Here is a 23,201-nt window from a genome sequence, read left to right on the forward strand (position 1 = left end):
AAGCGCCTCACATCGTCGCGCTGAGAGCCCCGGCGATTATGGCCTGTCCGAGGGCCAGTCCGCCGTCATTCGCGGGAACCAGGCTGTGGGACAACACGTCCAGACCCGCTTTCTCAAGTTCCCGGGTCAAGCCCTCGTGCAAGATCTGGTTTTGCATCACACCGCCGGACAGGGCCACGCGGCCGACGCCGCAGGAGGCGCTGATTGCCGCCACCATTTCGGTCAGTCCCCGGATCAGTCCCAGATGGAACCGGGCTGCGATGCGTCCGGTTTCGACGCCCGCGCCGACATCGCTCAAGAGGCTGCGCCACATCGGTTCCCAGGAAATCACGGCGCTCTCGCCGTAGCTGATGGCAACGGGATATCCTGTTTCACTCGCAATGAAGGGGCGCGCGAGGCATTCCAGCGCCATACCGGCATGGCCCTCGTAGTCCTGGACTTCGAAACACACACCGAGAGCGCCGGCGACTGCGTCGAACAAGCGGCCGGCGGAGGACGACAGTGGCGCGTTGAGGTTTGCCGAAATCATCTTGTCGAGGACCGACAGGGGTTTCGCGCGAAGCGCCGCTGCCAGCGGCTCGTCTGACACCTCTTCCAGATAGGCCGGCCCGAAGGCCGCCATCAGATGGGCCGCAAGGTTCCGCCAGGGTTCGCGAATAGCCTTTGTCCCGCCCGGCAGCGGGACAGGCAGGAAATGGCCCTTGCGTTCGAAATTCCGATAGTCGCCCAGCAGGATCTCCCCGCCCCAGATCGTCCCATCCGGGCCGAGCCCCAGCCCGTCCAGCACAAGGCCGAGGGATCGTTCTTCTCCCGGTGCCAGATGATTGTCGGCAAGGCAGGCCGCGAGATGGGCGTGATGATGCTGCACGGAAATGATGCGGGCTCCGCTTTCCCTGGCCAGCTCCTGCCCCCATTGGGAAGACAGGTAATCCGGATGCTGATCGACGGCGATGACCTGTCGATCATGCCGGTAGATCTGCCGGTAGAGCGCCAGCGTCCGGCGGTATTGCGCGTGGGTCGTCGCCTCCTCCAGATCGCCCAGATGCTGGGACAGGATCGCCTGGCCGTCCTTCAGCAGGCAGAACGCAGATTTCAATTCGCCGCCCATCGCCAGCACGGGCGCAGCTTCCGAGAACGCCTCGGGCAGGACAATCGGCGCCGGGGCGAAGCCTCTGGCGCGGCGGAGAATTTGTGGGCCTGAGGTATCGATGCGGACAACGGAATCGTCCAGCCGGTTGACGATGTCCCGGTCGTGCATCAGCCAGATATCGGCGATGCCGGAAAGCCGCTTCCTGGCAGCGTCATTGGCTGTCGCCTGCGGTTCGTCTGAGAGGTTGCCGGACGTAAACACCAGCGGTCCGCCGGTCTCGCTCAGCAGTTGATGATGCAAGGGCGTATAGGGCAGCATGAAGCCGAGCTGGTCCTGCCCAGGCGCGAGTGAAGCTGCCAGTTGCTCTCCGTTCCTGCGAAGCAGGACAATCGGCGCCGCCGGACTTGTAAGCGCGGTCTGTTCTTCAGTCGAGACCCGGCAATAGGCCCGGATGTCCGCCAGATCCGCCGCCATCAGAGCCAGAGGTTTCGCCTGCCGTCGTTTGCGCCGGCGCAGCTCTGCGACGGCGCTCTCGTTGCGGGCGTCGCAGGCAAGATGAAACCCGCCGATTCCCTTGATCGCGGCGATTTGACCCGCCTTGATGCGCCGTGCGGCCTCCTCAAGCGGAGCTGCGCAGTTAACCGGTCCGTTCCGGTCTTCAAGCCACAGCCTCGGTCCGCATGTGGGGCAGGCGTTCGGTTGGGCATGGAATCGCCGGTCGGCGGGGTCCCCGTATTCCGTCCGGCAATCGTCGCACATGGGAAAAGCATCCATCGACGTGTTGGCCCGGTCATACGGAATGGCCCGCACGATGGAGAGCCGCGGCCCGCAGTGAGTGCAATTGGTGAAGGCATAACCGAAGCGCCGGTTTTCCGGGTCGCGCACATCGGCAAGGCAGGCCGGACACACAGCGGCGTCAGGTACGATGCCGGTCGAAACGGCCCCGCCCGTGCTTGCGGAAATCTCGAAAGCTGCGTCCGGTGCAGGTTCTGCAAGCCTGCTCCAGGAGATGCTGTCGATCCGGGCCAGCGGCGGAGCTTTGTCGGCAAGCTCCGCCAGAAAAGCGTCGAGCAACTCTTCGCCTCCCCAGGCATCGATCTCAACGCCGGCGCCATCGTTCCGGACGGTTCCGGAGAGCCCCCGATCCCGGGCCAGCCGCCAGACGTGTGGCCGGAAGCCAACACCCTGTACCAGTCCCCTCACCCTGATGCGGCGACCTGTGCTTTCGGGAGGGTCCGGATCCATGGCGTTCTCAGTGCACCGTGCAAACAAGGCAGGGGTCGAACGAACGGACGATATGCTGAACCGCCACCGGCTCGGTTTCGCCCGCCCGGACCGGTGCTCCGGCGAGCGCCTGTTCCAGCGCACCTGGCACACCGGTCTCGTCGCGTGGCGAGAAGTTCCAGGTTGTTGGTGCAATGATCTGGTAATTGGCGATACGGCCCTTCTCCACCCGCAGCCAGTGCCCCAGCGAGCCGCGCGCTGCTTCCGTCAGCCCAATGCCTTCGGCCTCGTCCGGCATACGGCCATGCACGATGAAGGGCTGTTCCGGCACAAGGTCCGCAGCCCAACGTTCCATGGCCATCACCACCAGGGCGATTTCGGTCACGCGCGCGACGACACGGGTATAGACATTCCCGCCGGAAGCAGAAACGAGATCGCGTATCAGCGGGTGGCCATCGACCAGTTGCCGAGCCAACGCGCCAACCTCCATCACCCGGCCACCAAGCCGGGGCGCCTTGCACCAGCTATAAGCGTCTTGCCGGTCCGCATCCGGCCTGGTTTCTCCCGTGAAGGGCGCTTGCGGTCCGTCCGGCGCCGCGTACCAGGCATGGCTCAGGTCTTCCGTAATCAGGCCGGGATCCAGCGGGCGCGTCTCGCCCTCCGCGAAGATACCCGGCTGGAACATCCACGCGCCGCCTTCCTGGTAGGAGCCGAAGCTCATGAAATGCCCGGCTGACGGGCCAAGGGATGGAAGATCAAGGCTTTGCGCATAGTGCAGGAAGCGCCGGAAGTCACTGCCCGTCGCCGGTTTTTCGGCTGCCCAGGCCGACAACTCCTGCGCTGACGAAAGCCCGGCGATCCGTTCAAGCTTGTCGCCGAAAAGATGACGTTCAAGAAATGCCCTGAAGGCGGCCAGGATTGCCGCAAGGCGGGCCGTTTCACCGGCGGAAACCGACCGCGTCGAGCCGCCAGGCTGGACGGTCAGCGTGTGTGGCCATTTGCCGGCAAGCAGGCCGAGCACGTGCATGAACTGAGCCCGGGCGGGCAGCATATCCCGCGCCGCCGTGCCTTTCATCGCCGTGAAACGGTCGCAGGCATCCTCGTGCCAGCTTTCGTTGCTGTACACCTCCCGGGCGAAATCGGGCATGAAGAACAGGTAGAAATGGGTCAGGTGGTCGGCGACATTTTCCGTGGCGTGAATGAGATTGACGGCCAGTTCGCCATTCGTGGGCATTGATAGGCCCATGGCTGCAGCCAGGGATTTTGCGGCGGCAACCGACTGTGACACGGAGCAAATACCGCAAATGCGCGGCGCATAAACCAGTGCGTCGAGCGGCGGTTTGCTCGCGAGGATCCGCTCAAACCCCCTGTAGAGCGGTGAAACCACCTGTGCCTGGGTCACGCGACCGTCCCGGATGTCCAGTTTGACTTCCAGATCCCCTTCCACGCGGTTGAACGGTCCAACAATCAGACGGGTTGTCATCAGCTCTTCTTTTGCTTGTCGACGGGCGGCCGCCGGAAGTGATCGGCCACCGCGTTTTCCTTGAGCCGTTTCGGCGTTGCCGCCTTGGAGAGCGATGCCAGTGCCACGAACCAAGCCTTTGGCATGTCGGTTGGCAGACCAACCGGAATACCTGAGATCTTAGGGGTTTCGGTAAAGCCGTGCCCCGGCTCCTCGAAGCCAGGCGCCGTGCAGTTGATGCAAGGGTAATTGCCATCCAGACAAGAGCCCGCGCCATTCCAGCTGCGCATGTTGCAATCGGCCCGGGCCTGGGTTCCCTTGCAGCCAAGGTTTTCCATCATGCAGCCGAGATCGCACAGGCGTTCGGCACTTGCCTTGAACTCATAGAATTCATTGCGGGCGCAACCGTGGTGAACCAGATGCGTGGTGTAGGAGAGTGGCCGTTCCCACTCGTCGATGTCCTTTTGCGAAAACCGGCCGCTGGAAATCTGATGCAGGGTTTCGGTCAGCCAGCCCGGATGGATGGGGCATCCGGCAACGTTGATGACCGGCAAGCCCGCACCGGAGCGGAATTCCGGTCCAAGCAATCCACCCGGCTTGCGTCCGTCATAGGCAAGGCCACAGGCCTCGGGTTCGTTGCTGCCGGCAGCGGTGATCCCGCCAAAGGCTGCGCAGCTTCCCACCGCGATGACATAGCGTGCCTTTTTCGCCAGGGCCTCGATCCACGCCATCACCGGTTTGCCGGTTCCCGCCATCATGTGGAAACGGCCCGTGCCGTTTGGTCCACGCATGACTGACCCTTCCAGGCACAGGATATCAAGCGGTTCCTCGCCGTCGCGGATGCGCTCCATCATACCGATGACACTGGCGCCACTCGAAACACTGAGCGACGGGTGCCACAGAACCTCGATATTGGCGGCCTCCAGCACGGTGACCAGATCAGGGGCCTCGGCACCGAGCAGCGACAGCGAACAGCCGCCACAGCCTCCCGACTGTATCCAGAACAGGCTGACCGGAGCAGCCCTATCAGGTCTCGGTGCGGACATCGGCCGGTATCCTTAAAGTGAACTCGGCTCCGCCCGCAGGCCGGTTTTCGACCGACAGGCTGCCGCCCTGTTTGGCGGCCATGTTGTAGCTGATATAAAGCCCGAGGCCGGTGCCCGTGCCGATCGGTTTCGTGGTGAAAAAAGGTTCGAAGATCTTGTCCCGGTGGGCGTCGGATATGCCGGTTCCATTGTCGGCGACCTTGATGACGATATCCTCCTCCTGCTGCATACCTGACAGCAGAATTTGTCCGTCCGGGCGTCCGTCGAGCACATCCGCCGCGTTCTGCACCAGATTAACCAGGATCTGATGCAGCTGTCCCTTGCGTCCTGTCATCTCCAGCCGGTCCGGAAGATCCAGCTGCAAGTCAGGCTTTACCCTTTGTGCCTTGATCACCCAGTCCGCCGCCGTGTGGATCAGCCGCACCGCGTTGAATTCCTCCGGCTGTTCCTGCTGATTGGAGGAGAAGCGCCGCAGCTCCTGCACGATATCGCGCACCCGCTCCGCCCCTTCCAGGGTGCCATCGACCAGTGGGCCGATGTCCCGCAGAACCTGGTCTATCTTGAGGTCCTTGCGGAGCACTTTCATTTCCTCGGGTGACTTGTTCTCGTCACTGGCCGTCAGATAGCGTGTGATGGCGGAGCCATAGCGCTTCAGCGCGTACATATTGCCGAAAACGAAGCTGATCGGATTGTTGAGTTCATGGGCGACCCCGGCGACGAGCCGGCCGAGCGCCGCCATTTTTTCCGAGACGAAGAGTTGCTGCTGTGTTCTGGACAATTTTGCCTGGGCAGCGTCGAGATCCCGGTAGGCGCGTTTCAGTTCCCCGACAGGCCGCCCCACCAGCACCATGCCGACCAGCCGGCCGCGATGGTCCCGGCGCGCGGTGCAAATGGTTGAAATCAGGGCGTTCTGGCTGTCCGATGCCACCAGCGACACATCTTGCTGGTCAATGCTTCCACCGGACCGGAGAGTTTCCAGAAAACCGGTGACAACCGATTGCGATTTTTCCTGAAACAGCTCCGTGATCGGTCGGCCGATGAGGGCCCGTTCGCGTTTTCCAGCAATCGCCTCCAGGGCCGGGTTTACCTGCTGGATACGGCCATCCGTGTCGCAGGCGACAAGCACGTCTGTCATGGCGCCAAGGACTGAGCCGATGAAATCCTGTGCTTCCTCCAGCCGTGCGTTTTGTTCCTCCAGCGCCGTCTGGGAATCGACGAGGTCGGTATAAACCTCATCCATTTTCTGGATCACCTCGATCCAGACGGTATCGCCAGTTCCCTCAATCGCGCTGCTCAGCTGCGGCACTTTGAGGTCATGAGCGGCATGGCTTTCTGGCAGACGCGTTGTCATGAGCGCTCCCGGTTAACCCGCAGCCCGGCGCATGGACGGCAGCGGTTTGACTTTTTCCAGTTCGTAACGCTCCAGCTTGCTGCGAAGCCCGACCCGCGACAAGCCCAGTTCCCGGGCCGCCTTCGACTTGTTCCAGCGGTTGCGGATCAGGGACTCGCGGATGATCCGGCATTCCAGCTGGCCAATCTGATCCTTGAGAGTGCCTTCCAGCCCGTCAAACAGATCGGCACCATCCTCGTCCACGGTGTGGTCGGCCCGCAGGATGTGGCGGGACAGAAGATCAGCTCCCAGCAGGCCGCCTTCCTTGCCCATCACGAGCATTTGCTGGATCTCGTTTTGCAGTTCCCGGACATTGCCGGGCCAGTGGTAGCTTTGCATACAGTCCAAAGTCTCTTCCGAAAAGCCTTCCACTTGCTTGCCGAGATGAGCCATCGCCCGGGAAAGAAGCGCCTTGGCCAAAACCGGAATGTCACCACGCCGGTCCTTCAGGTCCGGCAAACGGATGACCATGCCGGCAAGACGGTAGTAAAGATCGGCCCGGAACCGACCCGCCTTGACTTCATCTTCCAGGTCCCGGTTGGTAGCGGCAATCACCCGGACATCGACCTTGCGTGTCTTGGCGCTACCGACCGGACGGATTTCCCCCTCCTGGAGAACGCGCAAGAGCTTCACCTGAAACGCGGGCGAGACCTCGCCGATCTCGTCCAGAAAGACACTGCCACCGTTTGCCCGCTCGAACAGTCCGACGTGGTCCTCGACCGCGCCGGTGAAAGCGCCGCGCTTGTGTCCGAACAATTCGCTTTCGAGCAATTGATCGGGCAATGCACCGCAGTTCTCCACCACGAAGGGTTTGTTCCACCGCAGGGAGCCGTAATGCAGTGCGCGGGCCGCAAGTTCCTTGCCTGTACCTGAGGCTCCCGACAGAAGCACCGGCACATCGTAAGGCGCGACCTGACGCAAGGTCGCGCAGACCTCGTTCATCGAACTGTCCGTGCCCCGGATGATGCCGTCGTCGAAGTCATAGTCCTTGCGCAGTGTCTCGCGGCGCTCGGCCACCACCTTGTCCGCACCAGAGGGCGACATTTTCAGCTCGATGGCGAGCAATTCATTCTGACGCTGTAGCTCGTAAAGACGGCAGGCATTCTTCAGCGTCAGGATGAGGTTCTCCGGGTGCCATGGCTTGGTGATATATTGAAAGATGCCGGCTTCATTGATGCCGTCAATGATGTCATGGGCATCCGTGTAGCCCGACACGATCATCCGAATGATATCGGGCCAGCGCGTGCGCATGGCTTTCAGGAATTCCACGCCGGTTTGTTCCGGCATGCGCTGATCGCACAGCACCAGCTGAACCCATTCCTGTTCGAGAATGGCGTTGGCGTCCTTGACGGTCGAGGCAGTCTTGACGTCGAAATCGTCACACAGGATGCGCTGCAACGACTCCAGCGAGCGTATTTCGTCGTCGATCACCAGGATTGTGGGCAGGTCTGTCATGATTGAGCCCCCATTGTCCAAACCCTAACATATCCGGGGCAATTGCTCGCCCGCCAGCCAATCGACGACCCGTTGTCCTCCGAAGCCGGTGCGCATCCGGACCAGGGCATTGCCGTCTTCCACCACTTCGCCGATCAGGGCTGCATCGGCCCCATGGGGATGACGCCGCATCACGGCCAGCAGGTGCTCCGCATCAGCTGCCTCGCACAGGCAAATCAGTTTGCCCTCATTGGCGACATAGAGCGGGTCAAGACCAAGCAGCTCGCAGGCGGCAGCGACATCCGGTTTCACCGGTATGGCCGCTTCGTCAAGCAGCATACCGACCCCTGCGGCACGGGCGATCTCGTTCAGGGTTGCAGCCAGCCCGCCCCGGGTTGGATCCCGCAGCACCGAAATGCCCGGAACATCGCGAACCATATCCGCCACCAGCGTGTGAAGCGCGGCGCTGTCGGAGTGGATTTCCGTCTCGAACTCCAGATTTTCGCGGCTGGAGAGGATGGCAACGCCATGATCGCCAACGGAACCTGACAGCAGGATCGCCTGGCCCGGGCGCGCTTTTTCGGTTGCGATGTGCACCCCATCGGGAACAACGCCAAGCCCGGTTGTGGTGATGAAGACACCATCTCCCTTGCCCTTTTCCACCACCTTGGTGTCACCGGTGACAATGGGCACACCTGCCTCGTTCGCCGCGCGCGCCATCGACATGACGATCCGCTCCAGATCGGCGAGTGGAAAGCCTTCCTCCAGGATGAACCCGGCGGTCAGATAAAGCGGCCGCGCCCCGGCCATGGCGACGTCGTTCACCGTGCCATGCACCGCCAGCGAACCGATGTCGCCGCCGGGAAAAAACAATGGAGAGATCACGTGGCCGTCGGTAGACAGAACCAGCCGGCCGGCCGGCACATCGAACAACGCGGCGTCATGTCCCTGATCCAGGATCGGGTTGGCCAGATGCCGGTGAAACAGATCGCGGATCAACTCGGCCATCGCCCGACCGCCGCCGCCATGTGTCATGTCGACGGACCCGGTCCGGAACGAGACAGTCTCATCCATCTTGTTCATGCGACAGCCTCCTCCGCTTTCGCCGGCGTGCGGAACCGGCCGTAGCTCCAATAGGCGGCGCAGGCTCCTTCAGAAGACACCATACACGATCCCATCGGCGATTCCGGTGTGCAGACTGTGCCGAACAATTTGCAGTCCGTCGGCTTCTTGGCCCCGCGCAGGATCGCGGGGCATTCGCAGGACTTCACCTCCCGCGAAACCTTTTCACTGACCTCAAACCGCTTTTCGGCATCGAACGCCGCATAACGGTCGCGGATCTTCAGCCCGCTATCCGGCACGGTGCCCAGACCGCGCCATTCGAATTCCCGCCGCAGTTCCAGAACGCTGGCGACAAGATCCTGTGCCTTTTTGTTACCCTCGCGGGTCACAACGCGGGTGTACTGGTTTTCAACCTCGTTCCGGCCCTCATTGATCTGGCGGATCAGCATCAGCACCGACTGCATGACATCCAGTGGTTCGAACCCGGCGATCACCACCGGTTTCCGGTACAATTCGGCTCCAGCTTCATAGGGCCTGGAGCCGATGACCGCACTGACGTGAGAGGGCCCGAGAAAGCCGTCGATGCGGACTTTTTCCAGATCTCTCGGATCCGGCGACCCCAGAACATGGCCGATGGCAGCCGGGGTCAGCACGTGATTGCAAAACACCGAAAAGTTGGTCAGGCCTTCCGCTTCGGCTTGGAGGATCGCCACCGCTGTTGGCGGCGTTGTGGTTTCGAACCCGATGGCGAAAAACACCACCTCCCGGTCCGGGTTGTTACGGGCGATCTTCAGGGCATCGGCAGTCGAATAGACCATGCGAACATCGGCGCCGTCCGCTTTGGCCCGGATCAGCGAACGCTGTTTGGTGCCGGGCACACGCATCATGTCGCCATAGGTGCACAAGATGACGCCGTGGCGCTCGGCCAGTTCCACCGCGTCGTCGAGCCGGCGTACAGGCAGGACACAGACCGGGCATCCCGGACCATGAACGAAGGTGACATTGTCCGGCATGAGATCCTGTACGCCGTAACGGAAAATCGCATGCGTGTGACCACCGCAAAATTCCATCAGGTAATAGTGCCGTGCCGGATCGGCCTCCTTGCGAATTGCCTTGGCGAGTGTGGCCGCCAGATCGCGGTCCCGGAATTCATCGACGTATTTCATGCCGCGCTCTCCCCGATCTCGGCCAGTTCCTCCTCAAGAACGCCAGCCTCCGCCATCAGCTGAAGCGTGCGGGCAGCCTCTTCCGGACTGACCTTGTGGAGCGCATAGCCGACATGGATCAGGACATAATCCCCAACCGCAACCTCCTCCAGGAGCGCTGTCGAAATCCGTTTCTTGACCCCCTCCAGCGCCACGATGGCAATATCGTCGTCTTCCAGCTCAATGACCCTTGCCGGGATTGCCAGACACATGTTCCCCTCCCTTACTGCGCCGCCTCACCAGCCGGGTGGCCAGCCAGTTGCATTGCTCTTGCCGCCTCGATCCAGGCGCACCAGGCCTCCATCCCCTCGCCGCTACGTGCCGAAACCCGCAGTACCTTAACCTGAGGATTGACCTTGCGCGCATTGGCAATTGCTACATCCATATCGAAATCAAGATGCGGCAGCAGATCGGTCTTGTTCAGGAGAACCAGATCGCTCGCGGCGAACATATCGGGATATTTCAAAGGCTTGTCTTCGCCCTCGGTCACCGACAGGATAGCCACCTTGTGAGCTTCGCCGAGGTCGAAGGCCGCCGGGCAAACGAGATTGCCGACATTTTCGATGAAGAGAATGCCGCCATCCACGAGCGGCAACTGCTCCAGCGCGTGACCGACCATATGGCCATCCAGATGGCAGCCCTTGCCGGTGTTGACCTGGGCCGCCGGTGCCCCGGTGGCGCGAATCCGGTCCGCGTCGGCGGACGTCTGCTGGTCCCCCTCGATAACGCAGGGCTTGAACCGCTCTGCCAGCATTTCGATGGTCTTCACCAGAAGCGTTGTCTTGCCCGAACCGGGGCTGGAAACCAGATTGAGGGCCAGAATGCCCCGTTCGGCGAAGAGCTGGCGGTTTTCCGCCGCATAGGCATTGTTCTTCGACAGGATATCCTGTTCCAGCTGGATCAGGCGGGTCTGACTCATGCCGGGAACCGAAACGCCGGCCGGGCCTTCACCATAGTGCTGCGCACCGTCGCCATGACCATGCCCGTGACCATGGTGGTGATGATGACTGTGCCCATGCTCATGGTCATGACCATGGCCGGTATCGTGGTGATGGTGATCGCCACCGTGAATGCGAACCTCTCCTTCGCCGCAGCCGCAGACAGTACACATCAGTTCACCTCCAGTTCCTTGACCCGAAGTTCGCCGCCACCCGTAACTTGCAGCTGATGCGAGCCGCATTCCGGGCATGCGTCAAAACGCTGTTCGATTTTTACGGTTTGTCCACAAGGCATGCACCAGGCCGTGCCTTCCGGCTCGATAATATCCAGACGAGCCCCTTCCGCGAGCGTGCCGCGCATGACCACGTCAAATCCAAACTTGAGTGCCTCGATCTCCACACCGGAGAGCGGCCCTATCTCAAGGCAGATCCGTTCGACCTTCGAGAAGTTCTGTGCCTGCGCCTGCTCCTGCAGCAGACCGAGAATGCTTTCGCAAATCGACATCTCATGCATCAGGCGGCCCTCACTTCATAAGCGACACAGGGGTCGACCGCGTTGACCACGAGGTGGGCGCAAAGGCGCTGCTCTTCTCGATCCATTGCGGCAATCGCATTCAGACATCGGCTGGCAACGCCATGGTGACCAAAATTGCACGCCGTTGGCGGCACGATCCGGTACTCCTGCACCTGGCCTTCCTCGATCCTTGCCCAATGCACCAAGGGACCGCGTGCCGCCTCGACCTCTCCCCGGCCGGTTGCAAGCGGCGCTGGAGCTTCGGTTTTGCCAGCCAGAACGGCCCGGATTTCGCTCGGCAACCGGGCGAGCTCCACCAGACGCGCGACAAACCGGGCACCAAGTGTCGGAGCGCCCAAGCTGGCAAGCAGCGGATCGCTCGCCCGGCGGACAAAGGAAGTCGCCTCGGCACGCGCGCCCCCGGTTTCGAAGGTCGGGAAAGCGGCAATCCCGAAACGGCCGGTGTCAAACAGCCAGGCGACAAAGCGGGCAGCTGGTGTCTCTGTCGTCATTGCCCACAGCCGTAGCTGATCCAGTCCGCGCCGCGAAAGCCATTCATCAACGGCTTCTCCATAAACACCGGTTTCCAGAAATGACACCGCCTCATCAAGAACTTCGGACAGGCGTGGAAGATTGAAAACAACCTCGGCGTTGAGGCTGAAAGCGCTTCCGTCACCGGTAAAGCCGCCTTGAAAACGCGGTAGAAAGGCCATTGCCTGCCGCGCCGCCATCACTTCTCCCGTCAGGCCCATCAGTTTCGGCCAGTCGATCATCGCACGCAAGGCATGTTCCCGCAGGCACTCCATCATCGTCAACGTTTGCCGTGCCGACAGGGTTTGCCTGGACGCTGCGATGCCGAGGGCGCCTTCCAGCGCCAGCACCGAGGCATGCGTTTGCGCCGTCGCACAAACACCGTGCACAAGCGGGATGATTTTCAAAACCTCTTCCGGCGTTTTCCCGATCAGCAGACGTGTCACATCCGCCGGCGGTTGATAGGTCATGCCCACGGGCGCGCCAGGCGTTGCCGGCAGATCGATTATGACCTTGCCTTCCGCTGTCATCGCGAACTGTCCCTGAGCTGGCCGGTCAAAAGCTTCCGGCGGCTTAGCTCCGCTGCGACCGGTGCCTTTCCAGCATCTTCTGCAGCTCCGGCTTCTTCTTGTCCTGCAGCCGCATTCTCTCCTTCAAGGTCCACAGCCTCCGGCAGGTCTCCCTGCCAGATCCGCTGCATGTCGCGGTCCTCGTCCTCTTGAGCGCCTTCCATCAACCCGGCGAGTGCCGCGATGGCCGTGGCCTCTGCCGTTTCCATATCTTCGAACTCAAACACCGGCGAGAACAGGGAGCACATCCAGAAGGGCCCGAGACCGTCTTCGTGCCCCCGGATGAATTCGAACGGTCCGGCAGGAAAGGCGAACAGTCGCTTTTCGCCGGAGCGGATGATTTCCTCATCCGCTTCCTGTGGCAACAGCACGAGGTTCATGAACCAGGGCGTGATCAGAGCGCCGAACCAGAAGCCGTTCCAGGGTGCGATACCGACCGCGCGCACGCCCAGCTTACCGTTGAGGATCGGAATTCCGGTCATGCGTTCGGCATGCACCTGCCGGAAGCAGGCCTCCAAACGGTCGGTAACGGCAGTCTCGTTGCTCATGTTCGGACCTATGCGTCTCCAATCACCATGAACCCGTCCTTGCTGGCATCGCATTCCGGGCAGGTCCAGTGGTCCGGCAGTGCCGCAAAAGGCGTTCCGGCTGGAATTTGCCAGTAGTCATCTCCCTCGGCAGGGTCGTAGACATGCCAGCAGATCTTGCATTCAAGCCGTGTCGCGGGACCGATCTTGCTGGCATCGCCACCATAGGAACCGGCGAAGAACCCCTCGCTCATCGGTAGACCTCGAGAATTTCCTTCAGGCGTTCCGCTGAATCGGCGATGTCCTCCGGGGCGGCGCAGGCGACGGCCGGAATCGGGCAGATCTCTATGGTGTTCAGGATCATCGTATCCTGGGAATTGTAAAACTGAACCCACCAGGTATCCCGTGTTGCTGTCGCCATGATGCGGCAATTGCCGTAACCGCGCGACAGGATCGTGATCTCGCCCCGGCCGAGAAGGTCGTTCAAAAGCACCAGGTCTTCCTCCGTGTGCGGCAGCAGCGACAGATTGATCACATGCGGCCGCGACCCGGCGATATGCTCGTTGATTTCGGGCAGCAAAGGCGGTGCGTTAAAGACGTTGGGGCCGAAGCGGTCCGGTATCGCGACCTGTCCCTGCGCGCCCGCGAAGGCCCTGGCCAGAACAGTCCGCGGGAACGCGGCAACCTCAATGTAATCGGCGGTCGCGCGGCCGTCCGCCGCCGTCTCCCGCACCCTCCAGACACCGGCGAGGACGGCTTCCTGGGCTTGTAGCGTCGCACCGCCGATGACCGAGACCTCCCCTTCCCCGAGTACCTGATTGACCAGGGCCAGGTTGGCTTCGTCCAGGCCGGCCAGGTCCACGCGCCCGGCAGAGCCGGTCTGCTCGAAACCTTCGAGCAGCCCTAAAAGCGCCTCAAGCGCGGCCTTGCCGGCGACCATATCCTCTGCTTCCTCGGCCTCCGGAAGGTTCGGGGTTGCAAAGGTCATCATGCCCGACGGCATGGCCATATAATCGAGAACACCGCCGTCCTCATCCAGCGGCTGGCTACCAGGCCCGACCACCGGTCCGATTGGATTGTTCATCTTGCCGTCCCCTCCTTGAGACAAATAGTCAGTGCCGAAGGCTGTCGGGCGCAACGCCGCAACCGTCCGGGAATTTGAAAGGTGGCGGATCGCTTGGCTCACGCCCCAGGATGTCGGGGATCTGGTCCAGGTAATCGGCCCAATCGAGAATGCCCTGAAGAACGCCGAGATAATCGCCCCGGCGCAGAAAGACGATTGCCGGAAAGGCATTGAAGAGAAAACGCCGTTGCAGCTCACGCTCGCTGCCCCGTTCGACGATCAGCGTCGCGACCTTGCCCATCAGCGCCTTGCCAAGTTCCGGCAGCACGACAGCGACATCGTTGCTTTCCGCCAGCCGCTCAGCATCCCCCGGGAAAAACACCATGGCGAACTCATGTGCCTGCGCGGCTGTTGCCAGCGTCTCATGACTGACGACTTCGTAGCCTTCCCGGTCGATGATCGATTGCAGAAGAGGTGAAAACATGTGTTGCCTCAAGATTTGGAGCTACCGCTCTCCGTGGGTTTCAGGAAATCCGGCAGGCTCGGTTCCCGGCCGGTCAGATCGGCGAAAAGATGATCGAAGTCGGTCTCGCCGCGCATGGCCATGCCGAGCGCCTTCAGCGCGTCGGCTGTCTGTTTTGCCGTTTCCTCGCTCAGGATTTCGCGGGCAGCGCCCAGAAACACCATCAGCCAGGTTCCAGGCTCGACGGGGCCGACAAGGCTCAAATCGACCACAGTTTCCGTGCCCCGGTCACTGCATCGTGCCGTCAGTCCGGAGGTGGAGAGCACCTGCATGGGTATGCCGAGACACATCAGCTTTGCTCCGCTGCCGTATGGACCAACCGGGCCATTTCGGCATCGAAGTCTTCCGGTCCCCGCCAGCCTTCGCTGGCCAGAACGCGGTTGTCGCCATGGCGGTAGGCCTCGTCCTCTGCCGGTCTTCCGGCTTCATAACGGCCAAGCGTCATCTCAAGCGAGGCGATGGTGTTGTCTTCATCGAGAGTGTCGCCGCGCGGGGTGACCGAGACGCCGTGGTCCTTGAGAAATGAAAGGGCCAGATCAATCGCCGGGCCGATCTGCGCCTTGACCTCCGGCCGCAGGCTGCCGCCATAGTCGTCCAGCTCCACAGGCTGCACGCCGATCAACAGCAGGTGGTCGGGATAGTCGCCGAGCATTTCCGCCATGGCGAGCACTTCCTGAAACCCGGTCTGGTGCAGCGAGATCTTCTTGGCTCCGAGGAATTTGGGAACCTCCTCACCGTCCACCCGCTTCAGCGTGCCGGGCGGCAGGCCATAATCGACGGCGTCGAACACAATGAGGATGTCGGCATCGCGGATATACTGGACGAGATAAACCCCCTGGGTCCCTCCATCCATGACCCGTACATTTTCAGGCACCTCGAAGCGGCGGTGAAACTCTTCCACGGCGCGAACGCCGAAGCCTTCGTCCGCCCACAACAGATTTCCGATGCCAAGCACGAGTACAGCTGGCGCGTCGATAGTCACGGCTTTTCCTCCCTCTTGCGCCCGAGACGAAATCTCCGCAGCGCAACCCTTGTCCCCGTCAGCGTCTTTTCGAGCCTTGCCGGAATGCGGGGTGAGGTAACTTTCGCAAGAGGCGTGCCAGACCTTTGGCTTATTCATCTCCTTGTTTTTGCTGAATTTTTGTTCAACGCCTTATTGTGTAATGGATAGTAGCCTTCCAAAATTCTCTACATTTGGAAGGTTTTCTTCCAGTTCGCGATACGGGTCTCGAGCTGCGGCTCAGCTGCTCCTAAGACCTGGAAGCGGACAATCCAGTTGGCGAAAAAAAGGGCGGAGCCATTACAGCTCCGCCTGAGTAAGCTTGGATGTGCATAATCGACCAAGCTAGTGAGGATCATCCATCGGCTTGTCGTCCCTGAAGGTCCGCCAGCCGGAAAACATGGATGAAATGATCGACTGCCGGGACATGATGTCTTCCCGGACAGCAGCGTAGACATGAATGATGACAAAGCACACGATTGCCCACAGTCCAAGGTGATGCCACGTGTGGACATCCTGGCTCTGGCCGAACAGGGGAATGATCCAGCTCGAAAACAGAGTGTACTGCCACGACCCCATGCCGGTTCCCTCGCCATAGAGCGCAAAGCCGGTGAAGATCATGAAGAGGATGACCCAGACGAACATCACGTGCATCGCCAGGGTCGCGAGCGGGTTGTGGCCGGCATATTTTTTCGGCTCCGGCGCGATCATGGCGTACCATTTGACCTCGTGAACAAGCTCCGACCAGAAACCGCCCCGCCAGATTGGTGGCAGGAAGATCTGCCGGGCGTGCTTGTTGCCGACAAAGGCCCAGTAGATCCGCAGCAGGATGCCGACGGCGAGAATGTAGCCAGCGCTAAAGTGCATGACCCTGATCCAGCCGAACAGGAAATGGGCTGACGCCTCGCCATGGATCGCCGGAGGTGGAGATCCGATCAGATAACCGGTGACAGCCAGAACAAGGATTGCGAGGGCATTGATCCAGTGCCACACCCGCACCGGCGCCTCATAGACATAGACGGCCTCTTCCTTGTGGGATGGAGTGGTCTCAATAGTCATCGCCCCCTCCTATCCGCCGGCCAGCAAGAGACCGGATCCGGCAATCGCCAGTCCGATACCTGCAAGCCCGTGCTTCAACCTGCCGGCAAGACGGCCAAGGCCATAACCGGTCGCATGCAAGGCGGCACTTGCGATCATGAAACCGGCCATATACCCCGCCAGGGCTCCAACGGCCTCCGTGCCATGGGCGTGACCATGAAACAGGGCGAAGACTGCGATTGCAGCAAGACCAGCCCCCGTGGGTAAAACGCGCGTGGCGGCAATCATGAGGCCAAGAACGACGATGGAGGCGAGAATGCCCGGCTCGACCATCGGCAAGGACAAACCGTTAACGCCGAGCAACGCACCGACTGCCAGCACGCCGACGAACAGAACCGGACCGCGCCAGGCCTGCTTTGCCGGCTGCGCGGCCGACCAGACCCCGACGGCGGCCATTGCAAGCAGATGGTCGGCACCCAGGATCGGGTGGACCAGGCCGGAAGACAACCCGCCGGCAGCGCCCCCCGTGTGCGCCAGGGCGGGTGTCGCCATGGCTGTCAGCACGACTGCGCAAAACATCTTTCCGAAAACAGATTTCATGATGTCCTCCTCCCTCAGCACACCTTGATGTCGGCGAGCTCTTCGCCGTCCGGTCCCATCACATGGGTCGAGCAGGCAAGACACGGATCGAAGCTGTGCAGCGTGCGCAGGATCTCGACCGGTTCCTCGGCGACCTCCACCTTGGTGTTCATCAAGGACGCCTCGAAGGCGCCGATGTTGCCCTCGTTGTCTCGCGGCGATCCGTTCCAGGTGGTCGGCACGACGCATTGGTAGTTGTCGATCTTGCCATCCTTGATGCGGATCCAGTGGCCAAGGGCGCCACGTGGTGCCTCTGTGAAGCCCACACCCTTGACCTCTGCCGGCCAGGTGGAAGGATCGAACTTCTCCGTGTTGGCCGTCGCGCTGTCGCCAGCCTTCAGGTTGGCTATCAGCTTGTCGAAGAAATAGACCTGCATTTCCGCCGCCCATTCTGCCTCCAGCGCGCGCGCTGCGGTTCGGCCGAGCGTTGAAAACAGGGCATCAATGGGAACGTCGAGGGTGGTCAGAGTGCGGTTGATCTGCTCGGTGAAATACTCATGCCCCTGGGCGTAGCCGACCACATAGCGGGCGAGCGGTCCGACTTCCATCGCATGGCCACGCCAGCGCGGCGCCTTGATCCAGGAATATTTCGCGCTTTCATCTAGCTCGATGATGTTGGTGCTGGTTCCCTTCGCGTTCGGCCCCAGCGCGTAGTTCGGCTCTGTGATGCCGTCCCAGGGATGCAGCCCCTTCTTTTCGTCCGGATAGCTGTACCAGGAGTGCGGCACATATTCCTGGATCTGCTCGGGATCCCGGTGGTCGACCTCATGCACTTCCTTCAAGTTGCCGTTGATGATCGCGCCCCGCGGCATCAAGAGGTTTTCTGGCGAGTAGTCATTCGCCCTGTCCGGAATATCGCCATAAGCCAGAACGCTCTGGCCCGACAATCCGCCGCCATAGAGCCAGCTCTTGTAGAACGAGCCGATGGCGAAGATATCGGGAAGATAGACGTTGCGGACGAAGTCGAGTGAGCGGTCGATGATGCTCTTGACGTAGTTCAGACGCTCCATGTTGAGCGGTGCACCGGCCGCCAATTCACCATCCAGATTGATCGCGCAGGGCACCCCGCCGACCAGCCAGTTCGGGTGGATGTCCTTGCCACCGAAGATCGTGCGCGTGGTCATGATCTCCTTCTGGAAATCGAGAGCTTCCAGATAGTGGGTCACCGCCATCAGATCCGCTTCCGGCGGCAGCAGATAGGCCGGGTTGGTCCAGTAGCCGTTCTTGAACGGGCCGAGCTGGCCACTTTCCACGAACTTCTTCAGGCGGTTCTGGATATCCCGGAAATAGCCGGGCGAGGAATTCGGATGATGCGGGGAGACCTTCTGCTGCAGCTCCGAGGTGGCCTTGGGATCCGCCTTCAGGGCGTTGACCGGGTTGACCCAGTCAAGCGCGTGCAGATGGTAGAAATGCACAAGGTGATCGTGGATCTGCAGCGACAGCTGCATGATGTTGCGGATCGAGTTGGCATTTTCGGGAATATCGATGCCGAGGGCATCTTCCACCGCGCGCACGGACGTCAGCGCGTGGGTGCCGGTGCACACACCGCAGATGCGCTGGGTGAACGCCCAGGCGTCGCGCGGGTCGCGACCTTTCAGGATCACCTCAAGCCCGCGCCACATGGTGCCGGTCGAGACGGCATTGCGGATCATGTTATCCGCATCGATGTTCACCTCGCAGCGCATATGGCCTTCGATACGGGTCACCGGATCAACGACCACCCGCTGGCCGGAGGTGTCGAGGTTGAACCCGTTGGGTGTCTGGATCGTCGCCATCAGTTATCTCCCCCCTTGTGGCTGTCGCCGCCCTTGTGCCGCGCGCGTTTGACAGCGCTTGCCGCTGCGTGGGTCGCTGCCGCCGCACCGACGACAACCGCCGCAGTAGCGCCGATCTTGTCGGCGTTGGCCTCGATGCCGAAGCCGTGGATATCGGTCAGGCGGTCATAGAAGGAGCCCTTGTCCCAGAAGCCGTCTTCAGAGCAGCCGAAGCAAGGGTGGCCGGACTGGATCGGGAAGGACAGGCCGCCGTTCCAGCGTACGGTGGAGCAGGCGTTGTAGGTGGTCGGGCCCTTGCAGCCGACCTTGTAAAGGCAATACCCCTTGCGCGCGCCTTCATCGTCGAAGGATTCAACAAACTGGCCGGCATCGAAGTGTGGCCGGCGATAGCACTTGTCGTGGATCCTCTGGGAATAGAACATCTTCGGGCGGCCCTGGCGGTCCAGTTCCGGGAAACGCTCAAAGGTCAGGATGTAGGTGATCACGGCGGTCATCACCTCGGCAATCGGCGGGCAACCGGGCACCTTGATGATCGGCTTCGGCGCCAGACCCGGCACCTTGTGGATCGGGGTCGCCTGGGTCGGGTTCGGCCGCGCCGCCTGGACGCAGCCCCAGGATGCGCAGGAGCCCCAGGAGATAATCGCCTTGCAGTGCTCGGCGGCCTTCTTCAGCTGTTCCAGATAGGGCTTGCCGGCGATGATGCAGCTCATGCCTTCCTGATTGAGCGGCGGATTGCCCTCGCACGCCAGAATGTAGTTGCCGTCGTATTTGGCGATGGTCTCCTCGACGATCGCTTCGGCCTGATGCCCGGCCGCCGCCATGATCGTGTCGTCATAGTCCAGAGAGATCATCGACAGGATGACGTCCTTGGCGAGCGGATGAGCCGAGCGAATGAAGCTCTCCGAGCAACAGGTGCACTCCAGCCCGTGCAGCCACAGCACCGGAATGCGCGGCTTTGTTTCCATCGCTTCTGCGATCTTCGGAGCGAAGCTGGGTCCGAGACCAAGAGCCGCCGCCGTTAACGAACAGAACTTCAGAAAACTCCGGCGCGTAATGCCCTGTCGGCGCATCACGTCATAAAAGGTTTCCGTCATACGGGTGTCTCCTCCTCCAGATCCCCAAAACGCGTCGTTATATTTCTCACGCGTCCAGACGGAGCAAAGCAACCGCTGTGCCAGATACTCTTATTTCATATGTTTCAGATACTTATTCCAGTTTCCGGCCATAACGGAGCATCAAAAGCGAAAGCTGTCTGTCAGCTTTCCAGCCGAACTGGAAACTCCGCTTCCAGCTTCCTGAAGCGGTTGGGCAGGCAAACTGGAATGGCGTGAGCCGGACTTAAATCGATAGTGATGGAAAGATCTCGTGGCTCACCGCATCAGTTCGCGGTCTGCGTCGCACGGCCGAGCAGAATGAGAGACAGCCCGTTGGACAGGAAATTCAAACCCATCAGCAGGCCAAGGGTCACGGTTGCCGTATCGGGCCAGCCGATGACAACGATGAGCCCGACGATCAGAGAACATGCGCCGCTGAAGACCAGCCAGCTCCAGTTGGCTAAATACGAGGAACTGCGCAGGCCCAAAAGGATGCATACGATCCCTTCAATCAGGAAGGCGATTATCATGAGTATGGTCAGCGTCTCGATGCCCACAACGGGGAAGGCAACGAAAATCAGGCCGACGAGTAGAAGAAAGGCGAAGGCCACGGCACCATATCGCCATTCGGGGGCAGAGCGCATCTCCAACATGAACCAGAGACCGGCCCCGCCCCAGAGGAGAAACATCGCGGCAACGAGGCGTTCGGCCGCAAGCGTCGCGATTGACGGCAGAAGCATGACAAGCAGACCAATGGCAACAAAGACCGCTCCGATGATCGTGCGACGGTGCGTATCCTGCTGCGCAAGGGTGTGATTCAACGGTGCGGCGGTTCTCGTGTTCATGAGTGTTGCTCCAGATGATCCAAGCCCGAGGTCCCGGATCCACAACTTTGATACGTCCGCCAATGCCCCTGAAATTCGCGTGAAACTTACATCCGTGTAAGAAATGCAGTTTGGCTGGTGAGAAAGCCGCCGCTGTCATAGGGTCGTTGGAAAGGAGACGCCGCTTCATGAAAATCCTGCTTGCCGAAGACGATGCCAAGATGGCCGAGTACATTGTCGCCGGGTTGACCGAGAACGGTCACAGTGTCGATCACGTTACCGACGGACGCGATGCGCTGAGCTATTGCCTGTACAACGATTGCGACCTGGCGATATTGGACCGGATGATGCCGGGCATGGACGGGTTGTCGGTGCTCAAGGCGTTGAGGGCTTCGAAGAAAGACCTGCAGGTGCTTTTTCTGACTGCGATGGGGCAGGTGGATGACCGGGTCGAAGGCCTGTCGGCGGGTGGCGATGACTATCTGACAAAGCCATTCCATTTCTCGGAGCTGCTGGCGCGGATCGGGGCGGTCACAGGACGCAGGAAGACAAGCGGAGTAGACCAGTTCCTGAAGGTGCATGACCTGACGCTCGACCTTCTCGCACGCACGGCAACACGCCAGGGCATGCTGATCGAATTGCATACCAAGCAGTTCAACATGCTGGAAATTCTGATGCGCAACGCGGGCCATGTCGTCAGTCGGACAATGCTGCTGGAACGCGTCTGGAACTTCAACTTCGAACCGAACTCCACTGTTGTGGAGACCCACATGAGCCGCCTGCGCGCGAAGATCGACAAGCCTTTCGACGTGGCCCTGATCCATACGATCCGCAACACCGGGTATTCGTTGCATGGACCGCGGTGAAGTTCTTTCAGGAGCCGCCTTCACCGCTGTGCTGCGGTCATCAATTGTCTTCCTTTTCATCCTGATCGCGGTGGGATGGGCTGCGCTGACGTATGTCGAACACACCTTGCTGGAGGAATTCCGCAGCGACGTGAAGGAACGCTGGGACATTCTGGCTGCGGATCATCAGGCCGAAGGAGTCGATCACGTCGTCGCCGCAATCAGCCATGTGGCCGCGCTTGAGGAAACGGGAACGCGCGCACTGGCAATCTTCGATGAAAACGGACATTTGGCCGGCAACCTCGCGACACGCCCACCGGGGTCCGGGTTCCAGGTTGGCACTCTGGAATACATGACCCCACCGCAGCCCGGCGCCTCGACTGAATCCATATACTACGGCGACGAGTTGGACGGACGCTGGCTGGTCGTCGGACAGCGGCTGGACGTTCTGAAGCGTACGCGGGAAGCTTTCGTGAGAACGCTCGCGTTGACGGGCTTCATCGTGGTCCTGTCGATGCTGGCATTCGGATACTTCCTCAGCCGGCAGAGCCTGTCCCGCCTGCGCGAAATCGAGGCGACGCTGGAGCGCGCAAGCGAGGGAGATGTCACGGCGCGCATTCCCGGGAACGGCGGCACGACGCAGATCGACCGTCTGGCGCGAGAGATGAACCGGCATCTCGACCGGTCATCGCGGTTGATGACCACGACGCGCAACACCGCCGCTGCAGTGGCGCATGATCTGAAGTCGCCTCTGGGCCGGGCCTATCTTGCGCTCGGCCGCGCGCAGGACAAGGTCGAGGAAGGGGCAGATCCGAGGGATGCTCTGCTTGATGCACAGGACGAACTGGAGCGGATGCGCGGCATCTTCGACACATATCTTCAGTTGTCGCGGATTGAAGGGGGAACGGACAACGCAACATTCAAGACGGTCAAGCTGAGCGACCTGGTTTGCGAATTGGCCGAGACGTACGCAATGGTCGCCGAGGATGCCGGACAGAACCTCGTGACACGTCTGGATGACGCAGATGCATGTGAGATCCTCGGCGATACGCAGATGTTGCAGCAACTGATCGTGAACCTGCTGCAGAACGCGGTCAATTACGGGCCGGAAGGAAACGAGATCAGCCTGGAATTGACCCGGCACGAGGACCGCGTCGCTCTGGTGGTCGCTGACAATGGGCCCGGAATTCCCGAAGCAGATCGCGATGCAGTGTTCCAGCCGTTTTATCGACTGGACCCGAGCCGAACCAAATCGGGCAGCGGGCTGGGTCTGGCGCTGGTGCGAGTGATCGCGGAACGTCACGGGGGCACCATTGCCTTGCACGACAACCATCCGGGACTACGGGTCGAGATTGCATTTCCGTCTCTGGCGGAACCGCAAGGGGGTCCTGGCTAACCGTGTAAAGAG

At 61.1% G+C, this 23,201-nt stretch carries 24 protein-coding genes; 2 read left to right on the top strand and 22 right to left on the bottom strand.

What is annotated here, in order from left to right; all coding sequences use genetic code 11:
- Positions 1-7 precede the first annotated feature (7 nt).
- The 22 genes from hypF to AC2A6O_RS15700 form a co-directional block, all read right to left on the bottom strand.
- Positions 8-2,335 carry a carbamoyltransferase HypF gene (gene hypF / locus AC2A6O_RS15595; RefSeq protein WP_498928388.1) on the bottom strand — a complete coding sequence of 776 codons (2,328 nt, stop codon included), beginning with the start codon at positions 2,333-2,335 and terminating at the stop codon, positions 8-10.
- A gap of 7 nt (positions 2,336-2,342) precedes the next feature.
- Complete coding sequence (locus AC2A6O_RS15600; RefSeq protein ID WP_498928390.1) at positions 2,343-3,797, bottom strand: nickel-dependent hydrogenase large subunit; 1,455 nt, start codon at positions 3,795-3,797, stop codon at positions 2,343-2,345.
- On the bottom strand, positions 3,797-4,822 hold the full coding sequence (locus AC2A6O_RS15605) for an NADH-quinone oxidoreductase subunit B family protein (protein WP_498928392.1): 1,026 nt from the start codon (positions 4,820-4,822) through the stop codon (positions 3,797-3,799). The genes AC2A6O_RS15600 and AC2A6O_RS15605 overlap by 1 nt, the downstream gene beginning before the upstream one ends.
- A complete protein-coding gene (locus AC2A6O_RS15610) occupies positions 4,803-6,173 on the bottom strand; it encodes a sensor histidine kinase (protein ID WP_498928394.1) in 1,371 nt (456 codons plus the stop codon). Before AC2A6O_RS15610 ends, AC2A6O_RS15605 begins: the two co-directional genes overlap by 20 nt.
- A gap of 12 nt (positions 6,174-6,185) precedes the next feature.
- Positions 6,186-7,667, bottom strand: coding sequence for a sigma-54-dependent transcriptional regulator (locus AC2A6O_RS15615; RefSeq protein ID WP_148587684.1), 1,482 nt, complete (start codon positions 7,665-7,667; stop codon positions 6,186-6,188).
- Positions 7,668-7,691: 24 nt separating this feature from the next.
- Positions 7,692-8,729, bottom strand: coding sequence for a hydrogenase expression/formation protein HypE (gene hypE / locus AC2A6O_RS15620; RefSeq protein ID WP_498928396.1), 1,038 nt, complete (start codon positions 8,727-8,729; stop codon positions 7,692-7,694).
- Positions 8,726-9,874, bottom strand: a complete 1,149-nt coding sequence (gene hypD, locus AC2A6O_RS15625) for a hydrogenase formation protein HypD (RefSeq protein WP_148587682.1) — start codon at positions 9,872-9,874, stop codon at positions 8,726-8,728. The genes hypE and hypD overlap by 4 nt, the downstream gene beginning before the upstream one ends.
- Positions 9,871-10,125, bottom strand: coding sequence for a HypC/HybG/HupF family hydrogenase formation chaperone (locus tag AC2A6O_RS15630; RefSeq protein ID WP_148587681.1), 255 nt, complete (start codon positions 10,123-10,125; stop codon positions 9,871-9,873). Before AC2A6O_RS15630 ends, hypD begins: the two co-directional genes overlap by 4 nt.
- An 11-nt stretch (positions 10,126-10,136) precedes the next feature.
- The gene (gene hypB, locus AC2A6O_RS15635) at positions 10,137-11,024 is read right to left on the bottom strand and encodes a hydrogenase nickel incorporation protein HypB (protein WP_498928398.1); all 888 of its coding nucleotides are present in this window, start codon (positions 11,022-11,024) and stop codon (positions 10,137-10,139) included.
- Entirely contained in the window at positions 11,024-11,365 is a 342-nt protein-coding gene (hypA, locus tag AC2A6O_RS15640; protein WP_498928400.1) for a hydrogenase maturation nickel metallochaperone HypA, read from the bottom strand. The genes hypB and hypA overlap by 1 nt, the downstream gene beginning before the upstream one ends.
- On the bottom strand, positions 11,365-12,426 hold the full coding sequence (locus AC2A6O_RS15645) for a nickel-dependent hydrogenase large subunit (RefSeq protein WP_498928402.1): 1,062 nt from the start codon (positions 12,424-12,426) through the stop codon (positions 11,365-11,367). The genes hypA and AC2A6O_RS15645 overlap by 1 nt, the downstream gene beginning before the upstream one ends.
- Entirely contained in the window at positions 12,423-13,013 is a 591-nt protein-coding gene (gene hybE, locus AC2A6O_RS15650) for a [NiFe]-hydrogenase assembly chaperone HybE (protein ID WP_498928404.1), read from the bottom strand. Before hybE ends, AC2A6O_RS15645 begins: the two co-directional genes overlap by 4 nt.
- Before the next feature lie 8 nt (positions 13,014-13,021).
- On the bottom strand, positions 13,022-13,246 hold the full coding sequence (locus AC2A6O_RS15655; protein ID WP_148587676.1) for a rubredoxin: 225 nt from the start codon (positions 13,244-13,246) through the stop codon (positions 13,022-13,024).
- Positions 13,243-14,076: a hydrogenase expression/formation protein gene (locus AC2A6O_RS15660; protein WP_498928406.1), complete on the bottom strand. Its 834-nt coding sequence runs from the start codon at positions 14,074-14,076 to the stop codon at positions 13,243-13,245. Before AC2A6O_RS15660 ends, AC2A6O_RS15655 begins: the two co-directional genes overlap by 4 nt.
- A 28-nt stretch (positions 14,077-14,104) precedes the next feature.
- On the bottom strand, positions 14,105-14,539 hold the full coding sequence (locus tag AC2A6O_RS15665) for a thioredoxin domain-containing protein (protein ID WP_498928408.1): 435 nt from the start codon (positions 14,537-14,539) through the stop codon (positions 14,105-14,107).
- Positions 14,540-14,547: 8 nt separating this feature from the next.
- Positions 14,548-14,868, bottom strand: coding sequence for a HypC/HybG/HupF family hydrogenase formation chaperone (locus AC2A6O_RS15670; protein WP_498928410.1), 321 nt, complete (start codon positions 14,866-14,868; stop codon positions 14,548-14,550).
- Positions 14,868-15,554, bottom strand: coding sequence for a HyaD/HybD family hydrogenase maturation endopeptidase (locus AC2A6O_RS15675; protein ID WP_148587712.1), 687 nt, complete (start codon positions 15,552-15,554; stop codon positions 14,868-14,870). The genes AC2A6O_RS15670 and AC2A6O_RS15675 overlap by 1 nt, the downstream gene beginning before the upstream one ends.
- A gap of 369 nt (positions 15,555-15,923) precedes the next feature.
- Positions 15,924-16,637: a Ni/Fe-hydrogenase, b-type cytochrome subunit gene (gene cybH, locus AC2A6O_RS15680; RefSeq protein ID WP_498928412.1), complete on the bottom strand. Its 714-nt coding sequence runs from the start codon at positions 16,635-16,637 to the stop codon at positions 15,924-15,926.
- A 9-nt stretch (positions 16,638-16,646) separates the two neighbouring features.
- Positions 16,647-17,216, bottom strand: coding sequence for a HupE/UreJ family protein (locus AC2A6O_RS15685; protein ID WP_498928414.1), 570 nt, complete (start codon positions 17,214-17,216; stop codon positions 16,647-16,649).
- 14 nt (positions 17,217-17,230) lie between these two features.
- Positions 17,231-19,030, bottom strand: coding sequence for a nickel-dependent hydrogenase large subunit (locus tag AC2A6O_RS15690; RefSeq protein ID WP_498928416.1), 1,800 nt, complete (start codon positions 19,028-19,030; stop codon positions 17,231-17,233).
- Complete coding sequence (locus AC2A6O_RS15695; protein WP_498928418.1) at positions 19,030-20,124, bottom strand: hydrogenase small subunit; 1,095 nt, start codon at positions 20,122-20,124, stop codon at positions 19,030-19,032. The genes AC2A6O_RS15690 and AC2A6O_RS15695 overlap by 1 nt, the downstream gene beginning before the upstream one ends.
- Before the next feature lie 284 nt (positions 20,125-20,408).
- On the bottom strand, positions 20,409-20,969 hold the full coding sequence (locus AC2A6O_RS15700) for an HdeD family acid-resistance protein (protein WP_498928419.1): 561 nt from the start codon (positions 20,967-20,969) through the stop codon (positions 20,409-20,411).
- Between the two features lie 167 nt (positions 20,970-21,136).
- Between AC2A6O_RS15700 and AC2A6O_RS15705 the strand changes: the two genes are divergently transcribed.
- On the top strand, positions 21,137-21,814 hold the full coding sequence (locus AC2A6O_RS15705; protein WP_148587667.1) for a response regulator: 678 nt from the start codon (positions 21,137-21,139) through the stop codon (positions 21,812-21,814).
- A complete protein-coding gene (locus AC2A6O_RS15710; RefSeq protein ID WP_498928421.1) occupies positions 21,801-23,189 on the top strand; it encodes a HAMP domain-containing sensor histidine kinase in 1,389 nt (462 codons plus the stop codon). The genes AC2A6O_RS15705 and AC2A6O_RS15710 overlap by 14 nt, the downstream gene beginning before the upstream one ends.
- Positions 23,190-23,201: the final 12 nt, after the last annotated feature.

The sequence above is a fragment of the Labrenzia sp. ATLA3 genome (assembly GCF_057180185.1).

What these genes read in the sequence shown, in the direction of transcription:
- hypF (WP_498928388.1), bottom strand. Translation starts at nt 2,335, where the DNA reads ATGGATCCGGACCCTCCCGAAAGCACAGGTCGCCGCATCAGGGTGAGG.
- AC2A6O_RS15600 (WP_498928390.1), bottom strand. Translation starts at nt 3,797, where the DNA reads ATGACAACCCGTCTGATTGTTGGACCGTTCAACCGCGTGGAAGGGGAT.
- AC2A6O_RS15605 (WP_498928392.1), bottom strand. Translation starts at nt 4,822, where the DNA reads ATGTCCGCACCGAGACCTGATAGGGCTGCTCCGGTCAGCCTGTTCTGG.
- AC2A6O_RS15610 (WP_498928394.1), bottom strand. Translation starts at nt 6,173, where the DNA reads ATGACAACGCGTCTGCCAGAAAGCCATGCCGCTCATGACCTCAAAGTG.
- AC2A6O_RS15615 (WP_148587684.1), bottom strand. Translation starts at nt 7,667, where the DNA reads ATGACAGACCTGCCCACAATCCTGGTGATCGACGACGAAATACGCTCG.
- hypE (WP_498928396.1), bottom strand. Translation starts at nt 8,729, where the DNA reads ATGAACAAGATGGATGAGACTGTCTCGTTCCGGACCGGGTCCGTCGAC.
- hypD (WP_148587682.1), bottom strand. Translation starts at nt 9,874, where the DNA reads ATGAAATACGTCGATGAATTCCGGGACCGCGATCTGGCGGCCACACTC.
- AC2A6O_RS15630 (WP_148587681.1), bottom strand. Translation starts at nt 10,125, where the DNA reads ATGTGTCTGGCAATCCCGGCAAGGGTCATTGAGCTGGAAGACGACGAT.
- hypB (WP_498928398.1), bottom strand. Translation starts at nt 11,024, where the DNA reads ATGTGTACTGTCTGCGGCTGCGGCGAAGGAGAGGTTCGCATTCACGGT.
- hypA (WP_498928400.1), bottom strand. Translation starts at nt 11,365, where the DNA reads ATGCATGAGATGTCGATTTGCGAAAGCATTCTCGGTCTGCTGCAGGAG.
- AC2A6O_RS15645 (WP_498928402.1), bottom strand. Translation starts at nt 12,426, where the DNA reads ATGACAGCGGAAGGCAAGGTCATAATCGATCTGCCGGCAACGCCTGGC.
- hybE (WP_498928404.1), bottom strand. Translation starts at nt 13,013, where the DNA reads ATGAGCAACGAGACTGCCGTTACCGACCGTTTGGAGGCCTGCTTCCGG.
- AC2A6O_RS15655 (WP_148587676.1), bottom strand. Translation starts at nt 13,246, where the DNA reads ATGAGCGAGGGGTTCTTCGCCGGTTCCTATGGTGGCGATGCCAGCAAG.
- AC2A6O_RS15660 (WP_498928406.1), bottom strand. Translation starts at nt 14,076, where the DNA reads ATGAACAATCCAATCGGACCGGTGGTCGGGCCTGGTAGCCAGCCGCTG.
- AC2A6O_RS15665 (WP_498928408.1), bottom strand. Translation starts at nt 14,539, where the DNA reads ATGTTTTCACCTCTTCTGCAATCGATCATCGACCGGGAAGGCTACGAA.
- AC2A6O_RS15670 (WP_498928410.1), bottom strand. Translation starts at nt 14,868, where the DNA reads ATGTGTCTCGGCATACCCATGCAGGTGCTCTCCACCTCCGGACTGACG.
- cybH (WP_498928412.1), bottom strand. Translation starts at nt 16,637, where the DNA reads ATGACTATTGAGACCACTCCATCCCACAAGGAAGAGGCCGTCTATGTC.
- AC2A6O_RS15685 (WP_498928414.1), bottom strand. Translation starts at nt 17,216, where the DNA reads ATGAAATCTGTTTTCGGAAAGATGTTTTGCGCAGTCGTGCTGACAGCC.
- AC2A6O_RS15690 (WP_498928416.1), bottom strand. Translation starts at nt 19,030, where the DNA reads ATGGCGACGATCCAGACACCCAACGGGTTCAACCTCGACACCTCCGGC.
- AC2A6O_RS15695 (WP_498928418.1), bottom strand. Translation starts at nt 20,124, where the DNA reads ATGACGGAAACCTTTTATGACGTGATGCGCCGACAGGGCATTACGCGC.
- AC2A6O_RS15700 (WP_498928419.1), bottom strand. Translation starts at nt 20,969, where the DNA reads ATGAACACGAGAACCGCCGCACCGTTGAATCACACCCTTGCGCAGCAG.
- AC2A6O_RS15705 (WP_148587667.1), top strand. Translation starts at nt 21,137, where the DNA reads ATGAAAATCCTGCTTGCCGAAGACGATGCCAAGATGGCCGAGTACATT.
- AC2A6O_RS15710 (WP_498928421.1), top strand. Translation starts at nt 21,801, where the DNA reads ATGGACCGCGGTGAAGTTCTTTCAGGAGCCGCCTTCACCGCTGTGCTG.